Annotated in this window: 16 protein-coding genes; 5 read left to right on the top strand and 11 right to left on the bottom strand. The window is 67.3% G+C overall.

The window, feature by feature from the left end; all coding sequences use genetic code 11:
* Nucleotides 1–44 precede the first annotated feature (44 nt).
* Together ABS73_RS01490 and ABS73_RS01485 are read left to right on the top strand one after the other, a co-directional pair.
* The gene (locus tag ABS73_RS01490; RefSeq protein WP_277018509.1) at nucleotides 45–2,003 is read left to right on the top strand and encodes an ethylmalonyl-CoA mutase; all 1,959 of its coding nucleotides are present in this window, start codon (nucleotides 45–47) and stop codon (nucleotides 2,001–2,003) included.
* 56 nt (nucleotides 2,004–2,059) lie between these two features.
* Entirely contained in the window at nucleotides 2,060–2,962 is a 903-nt protein-coding gene (locus ABS73_RS01485) for an acyltransferase family protein (protein ID WP_277018510.1), read from the top strand.
* 60 nt (nucleotides 2,963–3,022) lie between these two features.
* On the opposite strand, the gene rpmE is transcribed toward ABS73_RS01485, so the two are convergent.
* The 9 genes from rpmE to ABS73_RS01440 form a co-directional block, all read right to left on the bottom strand.
* A complete protein-coding gene (gene rpmE / locus ABS73_RS01480; RefSeq protein ID WP_136857090.1) occupies nucleotides 3,023–3,244 on the bottom strand; it encodes a 50S ribosomal protein L31 in 222 nt (73 codons plus the stop codon).
* Nucleotides 3,245–3,258: 14 nt separating this feature from the next.
* Complete coding sequence (rplS, locus tag ABS73_RS01475) at nucleotides 3,259–3,642, bottom strand: 50S ribosomal protein L19 (protein WP_136857091.1); 384 nt, start codon at nucleotides 3,640–3,642, stop codon at nucleotides 3,259–3,261.
* Nucleotides 3,639–4,514, bottom strand: coding sequence for a tRNA (guanosine(37)-N1)-methyltransferase TrmD (trmD, locus tag ABS73_RS01470; RefSeq protein WP_277018515.1), 876 nt, complete (start codon nucleotides 4,512–4,514; stop codon nucleotides 3,639–3,641). The genes rplS and trmD overlap by 4 nt, the downstream gene beginning before the upstream one ends.
* On the bottom strand, nucleotides 4,511–5,026 hold the full coding sequence (gene rimM / locus ABS73_RS01465) for a ribosome maturation factor RimM (protein WP_277018517.1): 516 nt from the start codon (nucleotides 5,024–5,026) through the stop codon (nucleotides 4,511–4,513). The genes trmD and rimM overlap by 4 nt, the downstream gene beginning before the upstream one ends.
* 52 nt (nucleotides 5,027–5,078) lie before the next feature.
* A complete protein-coding gene (gene rpsP, locus ABS73_RS01460; RefSeq protein ID WP_136857094.1) occupies nucleotides 5,079–5,432 on the bottom strand; it encodes a 30S ribosomal protein S16 in 354 nt (117 codons plus the stop codon).
* Between the two features lie 27 nt (nucleotides 5,433–5,459).
* Nucleotides 5,460–5,756: a chorismate mutase gene (locus tag ABS73_RS01455; RefSeq protein WP_136857095.1), complete on the bottom strand. Its 297-nt coding sequence runs from the start codon at nucleotides 5,754–5,756 to the stop codon at nucleotides 5,460–5,462.
* Nucleotides 5,753–6,295: a GNAT family N-acetyltransferase gene (locus ABS73_RS01450; protein ID WP_277018523.1), complete on the bottom strand. Its 543-nt coding sequence runs from the start codon at nucleotides 6,293–6,295 to the stop codon at nucleotides 5,753–5,755. Before ABS73_RS01450 ends, ABS73_RS01455 begins: the two co-directional genes overlap by 4 nt.
* Nucleotides 6,292–7,788, bottom strand: coding sequence for a signal recognition particle protein (gene ffh, locus ABS73_RS01445; protein WP_277018525.1), 1,497 nt, complete (start codon nucleotides 7,786–7,788; stop codon nucleotides 6,292–6,294). Before ffh ends, ABS73_RS01450 begins: the two co-directional genes overlap by 4 nt.
* A gap of 174 nt (nucleotides 7,789–7,962) precedes the next feature.
* Nucleotides 7,963–8,550 carry an FMN-dependent NADH-azoreductase gene (locus tag ABS73_RS01440; RefSeq protein WP_277018528.1) on the bottom strand — a complete coding sequence of 196 codons (588 nt, stop codon included), beginning with the start codon at nucleotides 8,548–8,550 and terminating at the stop codon, nucleotides 7,963–7,965.
* A gap of 99 nt (nucleotides 8,551–8,649) precedes the next feature.
* On the opposite strand from ABS73_RS01440, the gene ABS73_RS01435 reads away from it, so the two are divergent.
* The 3 genes from ABS73_RS01435 (at nucleotide 8,650) to ABS73_RS01425 (ending at nucleotide 10,997) form a co-directional block, all read left to right on the top strand.
* Nucleotides 8,650–9,495 (top strand): LysR family transcriptional regulator, encoded by an 846-nt coding sequence (locus ABS73_RS01435; RefSeq protein WP_277018530.1) that lies wholly within the window; start codon nucleotides 8,650–8,652, stop codon nucleotides 9,493–9,495.
* 52 nt (nucleotides 9,496–9,547) lie between these two features.
* Nucleotides 9,548–10,114 carry a peroxidase-related enzyme gene (locus ABS73_RS01430; protein ID WP_277018532.1) on the top strand — a complete coding sequence of 189 codons (567 nt, stop codon included), beginning with the start codon at nucleotides 9,548–9,550 and terminating at the stop codon, nucleotides 10,112–10,114.
* 112 nt (nucleotides 10,115–10,226) lie between these two features.
* Nucleotides 10,227–10,997, top strand: coding sequence for a division plane positioning ATPase MipZ (locus ABS73_RS01425; RefSeq protein WP_277018533.1), 771 nt, complete (start codon nucleotides 10,227–10,229; stop codon nucleotides 10,995–10,997).
* 44 nt (nucleotides 10,998–11,041) lie between these two features.
* On the opposite strand, the gene ABS73_RS01420 is transcribed toward ABS73_RS01425, so the two are convergent.
* Both ABS73_RS01420 and ABS73_RS01415 read right to left on the bottom strand, forming a co-directional pair.
* On the bottom strand, nucleotides 11,042–11,278 hold the full coding sequence (locus ABS73_RS01420) for a hypothetical protein (protein ID WP_277018536.1): 237 nt from the start codon (nucleotides 11,276–11,278) through the stop codon (nucleotides 11,042–11,044).
* A 135-nt stretch (nucleotides 11,279–11,413) separates the two neighbouring features.
* The gene (locus ABS73_RS01415) at nucleotides 11,414–12,745 is read right to left on the bottom strand and encodes a pyruvate dehydrogenase complex dihydrolipoamide acetyltransferase (RefSeq protein WP_286693380.1); all 1,332 of its coding nucleotides are present in this window, start codon (nucleotides 12,743–12,745) and stop codon (nucleotides 11,414–11,416) included.
* Nucleotides 12,746–12,754 lie beyond the last annotated feature (9 nt).

Raw genomic sequence — 12,754 nt, 5'->3', positions numbered from 1 at the left:
TCTGTATCAAGATAAAGACAGAAATATTATTGCGAGGATATGCCGTGGCCGACAAGGGCAAACCCTGGTTGTTCCGCACCTATGCGGGCCATTCGACAGCGGCGAAGTCGAATGCGCTGTATCGCACCAACCTGGCCAAGGGTCAGACCGGCCTGTCGGTGGCCTTCGATCTGCCGACCCAGACCGGCTATGACAGCGACCACATCCTGGCGCGGGGCGAGGTCGGCAAGGTCGGCGTGCCGGTCTGCCATCTGGGCGACATGCGGGCGCTGTTCGACCAGATCCCGCTGGAGCAGATGAACACCTCGATGACGATCAACGCGACCGCGCCTTGGCTGCTGTCGCTGTATATCGCCGTGGCCGAGGAGCAGGGGGCCGACGTGTCCCGCCTGCAGGGCACCGTCCAGAACGACCTGATCAAGGAATACCTGTCGCGTGGCACCTATATCTGCCCGCCCGCGCCGTCGCTGGCGATGATCACCGACATCGCGGCCTATACGCGCCAGCATCTGCCGAAATGGAACCCGATGAACGTCTGCAGCTATCACCTGCAGGAGGCGGGCGCGACGCCGGAACAGGAGCTGGCCTATGCGCTGGCCACCGCCATCGCGGTGCTGGACGACCTCAAGGGCAAGGTCCCCGAGGAGAGTTTCCCCGAGATGGTCGGGCGGATCAGCTTTTTCGTGAATGCGGGCATCCGCTTTGTGACCGAGCTGTGCAAGATGCGCGCCTTCACCGAGCTGTGGGATGAGATCACCCGCGACCGATACGGGATCACGGAGGAGAAATACCGCCGGTTCCGCTATGGCGTGCAGGTCAACAGCCTGGGCCTGACCGAGCAGCAGCCCGAGAACAACGTCTATCGCATCCTGCTGGAGATGCTGGCCGTCACCCTGTCCAAGAATGCCCGGGCCCGCGCCGTGCAGCTGCCCGCCTGGAACGAGGCGCTTGGCCTGCCACGCCCTTGGGACCAGCAATGGTCGCTGCGCATGCAGCAGATCCTGGCCTATGAGACGGACCTGCTGGAATATGGCGACCTGTTCGACGGCAACCCGGTGATCGCGGCCAAGGTCGAGGTGCTGAAGCAGGGCGCGCGGGACGAGCTGGCTCTGCTGGACCAGATGGGCGGCGCGATCGCCGCCATCGACTATATGAAGGCGCGGCTGGTCGAATCGAACGCCGCCCGCCTTGGCCGGATCGAGACGAACGAAACCATCGTGGTCGGCGTGAACCGCTGGCAGCAGGCCGAGCCCTCGCCCCTGACCGCCGGTGATGGCGGCATCATGACCGTCGATCCGGCGGTCGAGGCCGATCAGGTCGGGCGGCTGCAGGCCTGGCGCGCGGCGCGCGACGCGGGTGCGGTCGAGGCGGCGCTGGATGCGCTGCGCCAGGCGGCGCGGACGGGGGGCAATGTCATGCCGGCCTCGATCCAGGCGGCGCGGGCGGGGGTCACGACCGGCGAATGGGCGGGCGTGATGCGCGCGGTGCATGGCGAATATCGCGGTCCGACCGGCGTGTCGCAGGCGCAGTCGAACCGCACCGAAGGCCTGGAGGAGATCCGCGAGGCGGTCGATGCCGTCAGCGCCCGTCTGGGGCGGCGGCTGAAGTTCCTGGTGGGCAAGCCAGGCCTTGACGGCCATTCGAACGGGGCGGAACAGATCGCCTTCCGCGCCCGCGATTGCGGCATGGACATCACCTATGAGGGCATCCGCCTGACCCCGGAGGAGATCGTCGCCCGCGCGCAGGAGCAGGACGTCCACGTGGTCGGCCTGTCGATCCTGTCGGGCAGCCACATGCCCCTGATCGAGGATCTGATGGGCCGCATGCAGACGGCCGGCCTGTCGCATATCCCGGTCATCGTCGGCGGCATCATCCCCGACGATGACGCGGCGCGGCTGGCGGCGATGGGGGTCGCGCGGGTCTATACGCCCAAGGATTTCCAGCTGAACACGATCATGATGGACATTGTCGGACTGGTCGCGCCCGGAGCCGAAGCCGCCTGAGCGGAACGCGAACCGCTTTGCATCGTTGAGGGGGCTGACAGGACAAGGCCCCCCCCATGACCGACCAGACCGCGCGCGCCAGCGCCATCGATCCGCTTCGCCTGATGCTGGCTTTGTTCGTGGTGGCGCTGCATGGCGGTTTTCCCGACGTGGTCCCGGCGCTGGTGAAACAGGCGCTGTTCAATGGCGTCTATCGGCTGGCGGTGCCGGTCTTTGCGCTGATCTCGGGCTATTTCTTCCTGGCGGCGCTGCGGCGGGGGCAGGGCTGGCGCTATCTGCGGCGTATCGGGGCGGTCTATCTGCCCTTCTACGGGCCGGGGATCGGCAGCCTGGAACACGCCCTGCGCCTGGCGGTGTTCGGCTATTTCCATCTGTGGTTCCTGCCGGGTCTGCTGCTGTCGGCGGTGCTGGTGATCGTGCTGCGCGCGCCGCGCGTGCTGGCAGGGGCGGCGGCGGCGATGGCGCTGATCGGGTTAGTCCTGCAATATCTGGTTCTGTCGGGGCAGGCGCAGATCCAGCTGGACCAATACCGCAACGGTTTGTTCGCGGTGTTCCCCTATTTCGCGATGGGCGTGCTGATGGCGCATGGCTGGGGCGCGGGCCTGGGGCGGCGGGTCTGGCCGCTGGCCGGGCTGGCACTGGCCGCCGTCGTGGCCGAGAGCCTGATCTGGTACCGGATCGCGGAGGGGGGCTGGGGCGTGGACATGATGGCGTCGCTGCTGCTGGCCACGCCGCTGATCTTTCTGGCCGCGAAGCGGGTCAGCGGCGGGTGGGACGGCAAGCAGATCGCCGGAATGGCGGCCTTCGTCTATTTCGTGCATGTCCTGATCATGCATGTCGCCACCGGTTTTGGCCTGACGGGCGATCTCAAGGCGCTGGTGGTGATGGCGCTGTGCCTGGGGCTGGCGGTGTTCCTGGCGACCGGGGGACGGCGGCCGGTTCTGGCGTTCTTTACCTGAGGCCGAAATGAGAAACGCCGCCCCGGAGGGCGGCGTCGGCAGAATCCGATGCGGTGGGGATCAGAAGCCCAGGCCGGCATACTTGGATTTGAACTTGGTCACGCGACCACCGGCATCCATCAACCGCGAGGAGCCGCCGTTCCAGGCCGGGTGCGAGGTCGGGTCGATGTCCAGCGACATCGTCTCGCCTTCCGAACCCCAGGTGGAGCGGGTCTGGTAGGTGGTGCCATCCGTCATCTTGACCGAGATGGTGTGATAATCGGGGTGAGTATCGTTTTTCATGGCGTGACCTCTGCTCAGGCTTTCGCGTCCGACAGCGGACGATAGTTGGTCTTTTCGACGATGCGGGCGGATTTGCCGCGACGGTCACGCAGATAGTACAGCTTGGCGCGACGGACCTTGCCGCGACGAACGACCTCGATCGTGGCGATGTTGGTCGAATACAGCGGGAACACGCGCTCCACGCCCTCGCCAAAGCTGATCTTGCGGACGGTGAAGCTGGCCGCGATGTTGGCTCCGCCCTTGCGCGAGATGCAGACACCCTCATAGTTCTGGACGCGGGTCCGGGTGCCCTCGGTCACTTTGTAGCCGACGCGGATCGTGTCGCCGGCCTTGAAGTCGGGGATGGTCTTGCCAAGCTCGGCGATTTGCTCGGCTTCGAGTTGTGCGATCAGGTTCATCGCTTTGGTTCCTTGTCATGCTCGCGGTATATCCGCGATTGGTCTGATGCGCCCGAGCGCTGTCGGTCCTTAGCCGGGTCCATATGCGTCTCTGCATATGCCCGCCACAGATCGGGGCGGCGTTCTTGTGTCAGCCTCTCGGCCTCACCGGACCGCCATGCGGCGATGGCTGCGTGATTGCCCGACAACAGCACGGGCGGTATTTCGCGGCCATCCCAGAGGGCGGGCTTGGTGAACTGCGGCGCTTCCAGAAGACCCCGGTTGCCGATGGAAAAGGACTCCTCGGCCAGGGAATCATGATTGCCCAGCACGCGCGGTATAAGCCGGACCGTCGCGTCGATCAAGACCTGAGCGGCAATCTCTCCTCCGGTCAGGACATAATCGCCGATGCTGACCTCTTCGATGTCATGGGCGTCCAGAACGCGTTGGTCGACCCCCTCGAACCGGCCGCAGATCAGGGTGACGCCCGGTCCCTGCGCCAATGCGCGGGCGCGGGCCTGCGTCAGCGGCTTGCCGCGGGGCGACATATAGATGACGGGCAGGCCGTGGCCCGCCTCGCGCAGCGCCGCGTCCAGCACGTCGGGGCGGATCACCATGCCCGCGCCGCCGCCCGCGGGCGTGTCGTCGACATTGCGGTGCCGCCCCAGCCCGTGATCGCGCAGCGGGATGGTCTGCAGGTTCCACAGCCCCTGCGCCAGCGCCTTGCCGGTCAGGGACAGGCCCAGAATGCCGGGAAAGGCCTCGGGGAACAGGGTGATGATGCGCGCGGTCCAGGCGCCCGCGACCTGCGGCTCGGCCATCAGTTCGCGCGGGCGCAGGCTGGGGCGGGCGGTCAGGCGGCCATGCGATTTCGGCGGCGGCGCGTCGGTCATGCGTCGTCGCTGCCCCCGCCGTCACCGGGCGGGTCCACGACGATGCGGCGCGCGGCCAGATCGACGGTGGGCACGATGGCGCGGGTAAAGGGCAGCATCAGGATCTGCGCGCCGCCCACCACCTCGATGATGTCGCCCGCGCCGTGATCATACAGAGCACGCACGCGACCCAAGGGGGTGCCGCCGGTATCGACGACATCCAGCCCGATCAGGTCGGCATGATAGAATTCGTCATCGGGCAGCGAGGGCAGGGCGCTGCGCGGGGCCCAGAGCGTGACGCCGCGCAGGGCATCGGCCTGTTCCTTGGTGGTGACCCCGGTGATGCGCGCGCCCAGGGCGCCGGTGACCTCGCGGGTCAGGGTCACGCCAAAGGTGCGGGTGCCGTCCTCGGAGGTCAGGGGGGAATAATTCGCGATGTCGGCAGGGTCCGAGCAGAAGCTTTTCAGCCGCACCTCTCCGTGGACCCCAAAGGCCCCCGCGATGGCGCCGACGCAGATGCGGTCTTCGGTCATGTCACACCCTTGCAAAAAAGGACTGGCGGGGGCTGCCCCCCGCCAGATCGGATCACTCGGCGTCGGCCGGTGCGGCTTTCTTGGCACGCTCTTCGGCGCGGGCCTTGGCTTTCTTGCCGGGCTCGGCCTTCTTCATGTTCTTGCGCTCGGCCTTTTCCTTGACGCCGGCGGCCTCCAGGAAGCGGGCGACGCGGTCGGTGGGCTGTGCGCCCTGGCCCAGCCAGTACTGGATGCGCTCGACATCCATCTTCACGCGCTCTTCGCTGTCCTTGGCCAGCAGCGGGTTGTAGGTGCCCAGCTTCTCGATGAAGCGGCCGTCGCGCGGCATGCGCGAATCGGAGGCGACGATGGCATAGTGCGGGCGCTTCTTGCTGCCACCACGGGCCAGGCGGATCTTCATGGACATGGATAGTCTCCTTGGGTTGTCGTCCGGTCAGGACTGATAATGTTCGTGGTGCCGAATGACTTCGGCGATCACGAAGGTCAGGAATTTGCGCGCGAATTCCGGGTCGAGATCGGCCTCGCGCGCGAGGCGTTCCAGGCGTTCGATCTGGCTTGCCTCGCGCGAGGGATCGGACGGCGGAAGGTCGTGCCGGGCCTTGAGGCGCCCGACGGACTGTGTGTGCTTGAACCGTTCGGCCAGCGTATAGACCAGAATGGCGTCCAGCCGGTCGATGCTGGCGCGGTGATCGGCCAGCAGGTCGGCGGCGCGGGTGGTTGCGTCGGTCATGCGGCCTCCGGGGCGGGGTGGCGATAGACGATGCAGGGATGGTCGAAGACCGGCGTCGCGGCGCCCCGGTCGCGCACCGCGCCAAGCCGTTCGGCCAGCGCGATCGAGCGGGCATTGGCCGGGTCGATATAGCTGACGGCGGTGGTCCAGCCCAGGTCGCGGAACGCGTGGGCCCGCGCGGCGCGGACGGCCTCGGCCACCAGACCCTTTCCTTCCACGGCCTGCGACCAGGCGGTCCAGCCCAGTTCACGCTCGGGCCAGCCGTCAGGATACCACGGGCCGACCAGCCCCAGGGGCATGTCCTCCTGCCCCTTGAAGCAAAAGACGAACATGCCGAAACCGCGCATGACCCAATGGCCTGTCAGATGGCCAAAGGCCCGCCAATAGGCGCCGGGCTTGGGTTCGGTCACGCCGCCGCCCACGAACTGTGCGCGGTCGGATTGATAAAAGCTGCGCCAATGCGGCCAGTCGCTGCCCAGGGGCGCGCGCAGGATCAGGCGTTCCGTTTCCAGAACCGGGGTGGGGGACAGGGTGATCATTTCTTGCCGAACAATCCGCCCAGACCGCCCGGCAGGCCCGCGCGGCCCAGCTGGCCGCCCAGTCCCTTGGGATCGGCCAGCATCTTCTGCGCCTCGGCCATCTTGGCGGGGTCCAGGCTGTCCATGTCGGGCAGTCCGCCGCCCTTGCCGGTCATGGCGCGCATGGCCTGCTTGAGCATGCCGCCCTTGCCCATCTTGCCCAGCTTTTTCATCGTGTCGGCCATCTGCTTCTGCATCTTCAGCAGCTTGTTCAGATCCGACACGTCCAGACCCGCACCGGCGGCGATGCGCTTTTTCCGGCTGGCCTGCAGCAGGTCCGGGTTGGCCCGTTCCTTCTTGGTCATCGAATTGATCAGCGCGATCTGGTGGCGGATGACCTTGTCGTCATAGCCCGCGGCCTCGGCCTGCTTGGCCATCTTGGCCATGCCGGGCATCATGCCCATGACCGACTGCATGCCGCCCATCTTCTGCATCTGCTCCAGCTGGCCGCGCAGGTCGTTCATGTTGAACAGACCCTTCTGAAAGCGTTTCATCATGCGCTCGGCCTGCTCGACCTCCAGGACCTGCTGGGCCTTCTCGACCAGGGCCACGATGTCGCCCATGCCCAGGATGCGGCCCGCGACGCGTTCGGCGTCAAAGGTCTCCAGCGCGTCCATTTTTTCGCCCAGGCCGACGAAGCGGATCGGCTTGCCGGTCACGGCGCGCATCGACAGGGCCGCGCCGCCGCGCCCGTCGCCGTCCATGCGGGTCAGCACGACGCCGGTCACGCCGACCTTGGCGTCGAATTCGGTCGCGACGTTCACGGCGTCCTGGCCGGTCAGGCCGTCGACGACCAGCAGCGTCTCTCGCGGGTTCGAGATGTCGCGCACCTGCTGGACCTGCGCCATCAGCGCCTCGTCGATATGCAGGCGGCCGGCGGTGTCCAGCATGACCACGTCATAGCCGCCCTGGCCCGCCTGCGTCTTGGCGCGCTGCGCGATCTGCACGGCGGTCTGGCCCATCACGATGGGCAGCGTGTCGACGCCGATCTGCTGGCCCAGGATGGCCAGCTGCTCCATCGCGGCGGGGCGGTTGGTGTCCAAGCTGGCCATCAGCACGCGCTTTTTCTCGCGGTCCTTGAGGCGCAGGGCCAGTTTCGCAGTGGTGGTGGTCTTGCCCGAACCCTGCAGGCCGACCATCAGGATGGCGGCGGGCGGGTTGTCGATGCGCAGCGCCTCGGGGGCGTCCTCGCCCTGCAGCACGCGGATCAGCTCGTCATGGACGATCTTGACGACCTGCTGGCCGGGGCTGACCGATTTCGTGACCGCCGCGCCGGTGGCCTTGGCGGTGACTGCCTTGACGAAGTTGCGCGCCACCGGCAGCGAGACGTCGGCCTCCAGCAGGGCGGTGCGCACCTCGCGCATGGCGGCGGTGACGTCATCCTCGGACAGGGCGCCCTGCTTGGTCAGCCGGTCGAAGACGCCGCCCAAACGGTCGGAAAGGTTCTCGAACATCGTCGGTCCTCCTGGTCCAAAACACTGTTGCCCCCGTGGGCGCAACGCGCTGACGGGGGGCGATCCCTGCGCGGGGCAGGGACCGGAAGGCTGTCCTTCCGGGAATTCAGGGTGCGATACGCAAAAACGGCCCCCGAGTCAACCTCAAGGGGCCGTCCATGCCGGATGGTCGGATCAGGCGGCGATCTTGTCCAGCGCCTGTTGTGCGCGCGCCATCGCCGCGTCGCGGTCAAAGGCCAGCCCGTCGGCCGCAACGAAGGTCACGTCGGTGATGCCCAGGAACCCCAGCATGTGGCGCAGATAACCCGAGGCGTGGTCCAGGTCCGACCCCATGGGCGTGCCCGCGGCGGCATAGGCGACATAGGCGCGCTTGCCGGTCAGCAGACCCTCGGGGCCGGCCTCGGTATAGCGAAAGCTGACTCCGGCGCGGGCGATCTGGTCCAGCCAGGTCTTGAGCTGCGACGGCAGGGTAAAGTTGTAGATCGGCAGCCCGATGACCAGGACATCGGCGTCCTGCACCTCGGCCAGAAGGGTGTTCGACAGGTCGATCTGGGCCTGCTGCGCGGGCGTCGGATTGTCGGTGCCGGCGCGCAGGGCCTGGAACCAGGCGTCGTCCATCACCGCCACGCCGTCGGACAGGTCGCGATGGGTCACCTGCGCATCGGGTTGCGCGGCGGTCAGGCGCGCTACGATATCGGCGGTCAATTTGCGGGAAACCGAGGCGTCGCCTGTGATGGCGCTGTCCAGATGCAGAATGTTCATGGGTCGTCTCCGTCAGGGATGTCGTGTTGCATCCGATTTAGGCCTATGCACGTGCGAACGAAAGGGCGATAGTTGCGCAACAACTGTGCGGAGATGCACATGCAGATCGAATCCTGGGACGACATCCGGGTCGCATTGGCCGTGGCGCGCTGCGGCACCGTCAGCGGCGCGGCGGCAGAACTGGGCGTGCATCATGCGACCGTCATCCGGCGCATCGACGCGCTGGAGACGGCCCTGCGCGCGCGGCTGTTCCAGCGCCACACCCGCGGCTATGCCCTGACCGAGGCGGGGCGGACCCTGCTGGCGGCGGCGGGCGCGGCGGATGAGCGTTTCGCCCAGATGGCGGCGCAGATCGCCGGGGCGGGCGACCGCATCGAGGGAGAGCTGACCGTCACCTCGCTGCCCGAGCTGGTCGATCTGGTGATGCCGCGCATCACCGCGCTGATGCAGCGCCATCCGGGGCTGCGGGTGACCTATGCGACCGATGTGCGGCTGTTCCGCCTGGATGCCGGAGAGGCGCATATCGCCATCCGTGGCGGCGCCGAACCGACTGAGCCCGACTATGTCGTGCGACCGTTGGGACGCCTGCACCATGTCCTCTATGCGTCCGAGGACTACCTGGACCGGCACGGCCCGGTGGGCGATCCGCGCGCGCACCGCTTTGCGCTGCCGGGGCCGGATGCGCGGGGGGCGCCCTACATGCGCTGGCTGCAGGACCGGATCGGACCCGAGAACATCGCCCTGATCGCGTCCGAGGCCGCCGCCCGCGAGGCGGTGATCCGGGCCGGGCTGGCGATCGGGCCGCTGCCCGACAGCCTGGCCACGGGGCTGCTGCCGGCGATCAGCCTGCGGGAATGGGACAGCACGCTGTGGCTGGTCACCCATGTCGATCTGCACCGCACGCCCAAGGTTCAAGCCGCCCTGGCCGCCCTGCGCGACGGCTGACCCTTTCCCCCGCGGCGCGCCTGCGGCAGGCTGCCCGTCAGGAGGAACCCCCATGACCCACCCCATCAGCCGTTTCGCGGTGCCCGACCTGGCCGATCTGCCCGAGGATATCCGCGACGCCATCGCCCAAGTGTCCGAAAAGTCGGGCTTTGTCCCCAACATTTTTCTGGCGCTGGCGCACAGGCCCGCCGAATTCCGGGCCTTCTTTGCCTATCACGACGCGCTGATGGACAAGGCCGAAGGTCTGACCAAGGCCGAGCGGGAGCTGATCGTGGTCGCCACCAGCGGGCTGAACCGCTGCCAGTATTGCGTGGTGGCGCATGGCGCGATCCTGCGCATCCGGGCGCGCGATCCGCGCATCGCCGATCAGGTGGCGATCAACTGGCGCAAGGCCGACTTGACGGACCGGCAGCGCGCCATGCTGGCCTATGCCGAAAAGGTCGCGCTGGCCGCGCAGGATGTCGTGCCCGCCGATCACGACGCGCTGGTGCAGGCAGGTTTCGATGCGGATGAGATCTGGGACATCGGTGCCATCACGGCGTTCTTTGCGATGTCGAACCGGCTGGTGAACGCGGCCGACATCCGCCCCAACGACGAGTTTCTGATGCTGGGGCGCTGACGGGGTGCCGTGATCGTCGGGCGACAGCCGCCTGACCGGTTGCGTGCGGCGGCTTTCCATCTGTTCACGCGGTCGTTAGGTTTCCGCGCAGGGGCAGGACAAGAGGCGGCCAGTGGCGCATATCATCGTGGTCGGAAACGAGAAGGGCGGCTCGGGCAAATCGACCACCTCGATGCATGTGACGACGGCACTGGCCCGGATGGGGCACAGCGTCGGCGGGTTGGATCTGGACGTGCGCCAGCGCAGCTTTGGCCGCTATCTGGAGAACCGCGCGGCCTTTTGCGCGCGGATGGGGCTGGACCTGCCGATGCCGGTCCTGGCGCAGCTGGGCGATGGCCTCGACCCGCTGACCCCCGCGCTGGAGCTGCTGGAGAAGCAGTGCGATTTCATCCTGCTGGATTGCCCCGGATCGCATACCAAGCTGAGCCAGATGGCGCATACCGTCGCCGATACGCTGATCACGCCGCTGAACGACAGCTTCGTCGATTTCGACCTGCTGGCGCGGATGTCGCCCGATGGCGAGGTGCTGGGCCCGTCGATCTATGCCGAGATGGTCTGGAATGCCCGTCAGCTGCGCGCGCAGGCCGGCGCGGGGCCGATCGACTGGCTGGTGCTGCGCAACCGTCTGGGCACCCAGCAGATGCACAACAAGCGCAAGGTGGGCGGCGCCTTGGCCGCGCTGTCCAAGCGCATCGGCTTTCGCGTGGCGCCCGGATTTTCGGAACGCGTGATCTTTCGCGAGCTGTTTCCCAACGGCCTGACGCTGCTGGACCTCAAGGATGTCGGCACCGAAACGATGAGCATGTCCCATATCGCGGCCCGCCAGGAGCTGCGCGACCTGATCGCGGAGCTGCGGCTGCCGGGGGTCACCGTCACCTTCTGACCGGGTGTGGCAGGCCCCGCCGCAGGGGCGGGACCGTGCCGGGATCAGCCCTGCTTGCGGGCCATGCCCTCGGTGCGGCAGACCGAAATTGCCTCTTCCTTGGTCATGGCGGCGGGGTAGGAGAGGGGGGTATCCCACAGCACGATGCTGGGCAGGTAGAACTGGCAGGTCACCGGACCTTGCGGAGTCGACACCGCGACCGGGTCCGATTCGTATTGCTGGGGGGCGCAGGCGGTCAGCGTTCCGAGGGCTGCGAGAACAAGGGCAACTTTGCAAATCATGGGAAATTTCCGTTACAGGGGCCAAGGTAAGGGCGACAGCCCGCCGGACCTGAGGGGTCGGTCCCGCGCAACGCCATCGGCGGCAAGGTGTCCACCCTTGCCGCCCCTGTCGAGAAATCTTTTCTTTAGAACAGCTTAGGCAAGCATTCCCATCGGGTTTTCCAGATGGGCCACGATCGCCTCCAGCAGTTGCGCGCCCAATGCGCCGTCGATCACGCGGTGGTCGACCGACAGCGTCATCGACATGACGTTGCGCACGACGACCTCTCCCTTTTCAACGACCGGGGTGGGGATGCCCGCACCCACGGCCAGGATCGCGCCATGCGGCGGGTTGATGACCGCGTCGAAGTTCTCGATCCCGAACATGCCCAGGTTGCTGATCGCAAAGCTGCCGCCCTGATATTCGTGCGGGGCCAGCTTCTTGGACTTCGCGCGACCGGCCAGATCCTTCATCTGCGCGGACAGCGCCGACAGGGTCTTCTGGTGCGCGTCCTTTAGCACGGGCGTGAACAGCCCGCCCTCGATCGCGACGGCCACGGCCACGTCCGACGGCTTGAGCTTGAGGATGCGATCCCCCGCCCAGACCGCATTCGCGTCCGGCACCTGCTGCAGGGCCAGTGCGCTGGCCTTGATGATGAAGTCGTTGACCGACAGCTTGATTCCCCGGCCTTCCAGCTGCTTGTTCAGCGTGGCGCGGAACTCCATCAGCGCATCCAGCTTGGCCGAACGGCGCAGGTAGAAATGCGGGATGGTCTGCTTGGCCTCGGACAGGCGGGCGGCGATGGTGCGGCGCATGCCGTCCAGCGCGACCTCCTCAGTCTCGCGGTCGGCATACATCTTCAGCACGGCCTCGGTCGACAGGCCCTTGGGGGCCTGGGCGGGGGCTGCGGCTGCCGTGGGGGCGGCCTTGGCCTCGGGCTGGGCCGCGGCTGCGGCGGGCTTGGCTGCGCCCGCCGTGGCGTTTTCGACATCGGCCTTGACGATGCGGCCGCGCGGGCCGCTGCCTTGGATCTGGGACAGGTCCAGACCCTTGTCCTTGGCGATCCGGCGCGCCAGGGGCGAGGCGAACACCCGGTCGCCCTTGGGCGCGTCGTCCGCGGCTTTGGCGTCACCTGCCACGGGCGCGCCGATCGGGCCGCCATAGCCCTTTTCGGCGGGTTCGGGCTCGGCATCCGCCTTGGGGGCGGAGGCGGGCTTGGGCGCCTCGATGTCGCCGGCCTCCTCGCCATCCTCCAGCAGGACGGCGATGGCGGTGTTGACCTTGACGGCCGAGGTGCCCTCGGCGATCAGGATCTTGCCGATGCGGCCCTCGTCGACGGCCTCGAACTCCATCGTGGCCTTGTCGGTCTCGATCTCGGCGATCACGTCGCCGGATTTGACGGTATCGCCCTCTTTCACCAGCCATTTGGCCAGCGTGCCCTCCTCCATGGTCGGGGAGAGGGCGGGCATCAGGATTTCCGTAGGCATCGCGCAGCT

Origin of the sequence: Paracoccus sp. SCN 68-21 (assembly GCF_001724535.1) — a bacterium.
GTDB classification, from domain to species: domain Bacteria; phylum Pseudomonadota; class Alphaproteobacteria; order Rhodobacterales; family Rhodobacteraceae; genus Paracoccus; species Paracoccus hibiscisoli.
Note: the sequence above shows the minus strand (reverse complement) of the source record. Positions and strands in the feature narration are given on the sequence as shown.

Bases quoted from the DNA above. Each gene is read 5' to 3' on its own strand.
- ABS73_RS01455 (WP_136857095.1), bottom strand. From the start codon at position 5,756: ATGACCGACGCAACCACCCGCGCCGCCGACCTGCTGGCCGATCACCGC.
- ffh (WP_277018525.1), bottom strand. From the start codon at position 7,788: ATGTTCGAGAACCTTTCCGACCGTTTGGGCGGCGTCTTCGACCGGCTG.
- rplS (WP_136857091.1), bottom strand. From the start codon at position 3,642: ATGAACCTGATCGCACAACTCGAAGCCGAGCAAATCGCCGAGCTTGGC.
- ABS73_RS01430 (WP_277018532.1), top strand. From the start codon at position 9,548: ATGACCCACCCCATCAGCCGTTTCGCGGTGCCCGACCTGGCCGATCTG.
- trmD (WP_277018515.1), bottom strand. From the start codon at position 4,514: ATGACCGACGCGCCGCCGCCGAAATCGCATGGCCGCCTGACCGCCCGC.
- ABS73_RS01450 (WP_277018523.1), bottom strand. From the start codon at position 6,295: ATGATCACCCTGTCCCCCACCCCGGTTCTGGAAACGGAACGCCTGATC.
- ABS73_RS01485 (WP_277018510.1), top strand. From the start codon at position 2,060: ATGACCGACCAGACCGCGCGCGCCAGCGCCATCGATCCGCTTCGCCTG.
- ABS73_RS01435 (WP_277018530.1), top strand. From the start codon at position 8,650: ATGCAGATCGAATCCTGGGACGACATCCGGGTCGCATTGGCCGTGGCG.
- rpmE (WP_136857090.1), bottom strand. From the start codon at position 3,244: ATGAAAAACGATACTCACCCCGATTATCACACCATCTCGGTCAAGATG.
- rimM (WP_277018517.1), bottom strand. From the start codon at position 5,026: ATGACCGAAGACCGCATCTGCGTCGGCGCCATCGCGGGGGCCTTTGGG.
- ABS73_RS01420 (WP_277018536.1), bottom strand. From the start codon at position 11,278: ATGATTTGCAAAGTTGCCCTTGTTCTCGCAGCCCTCGGAACGCTGACC.
- ABS73_RS01440 (WP_277018528.1), bottom strand. From the start codon at position 8,550: ATGAACATTCTGCATCTGGACAGCGCCATCACAGGCGACGCCTCGGTT.
- rpsP (WP_136857094.1), bottom strand. From the start codon at position 5,432: ATGTCCATGAAGATCCGCCTGGCCCGTGGTGGCAGCAAGAAGCGCCCG.
- ABS73_RS01415 (WP_286693380.1), bottom strand. From the start codon at position 12,745: ATGCCTACGGAAATCCTGATGCCCGCCCTCTCCCCGACCATGGAGGAG.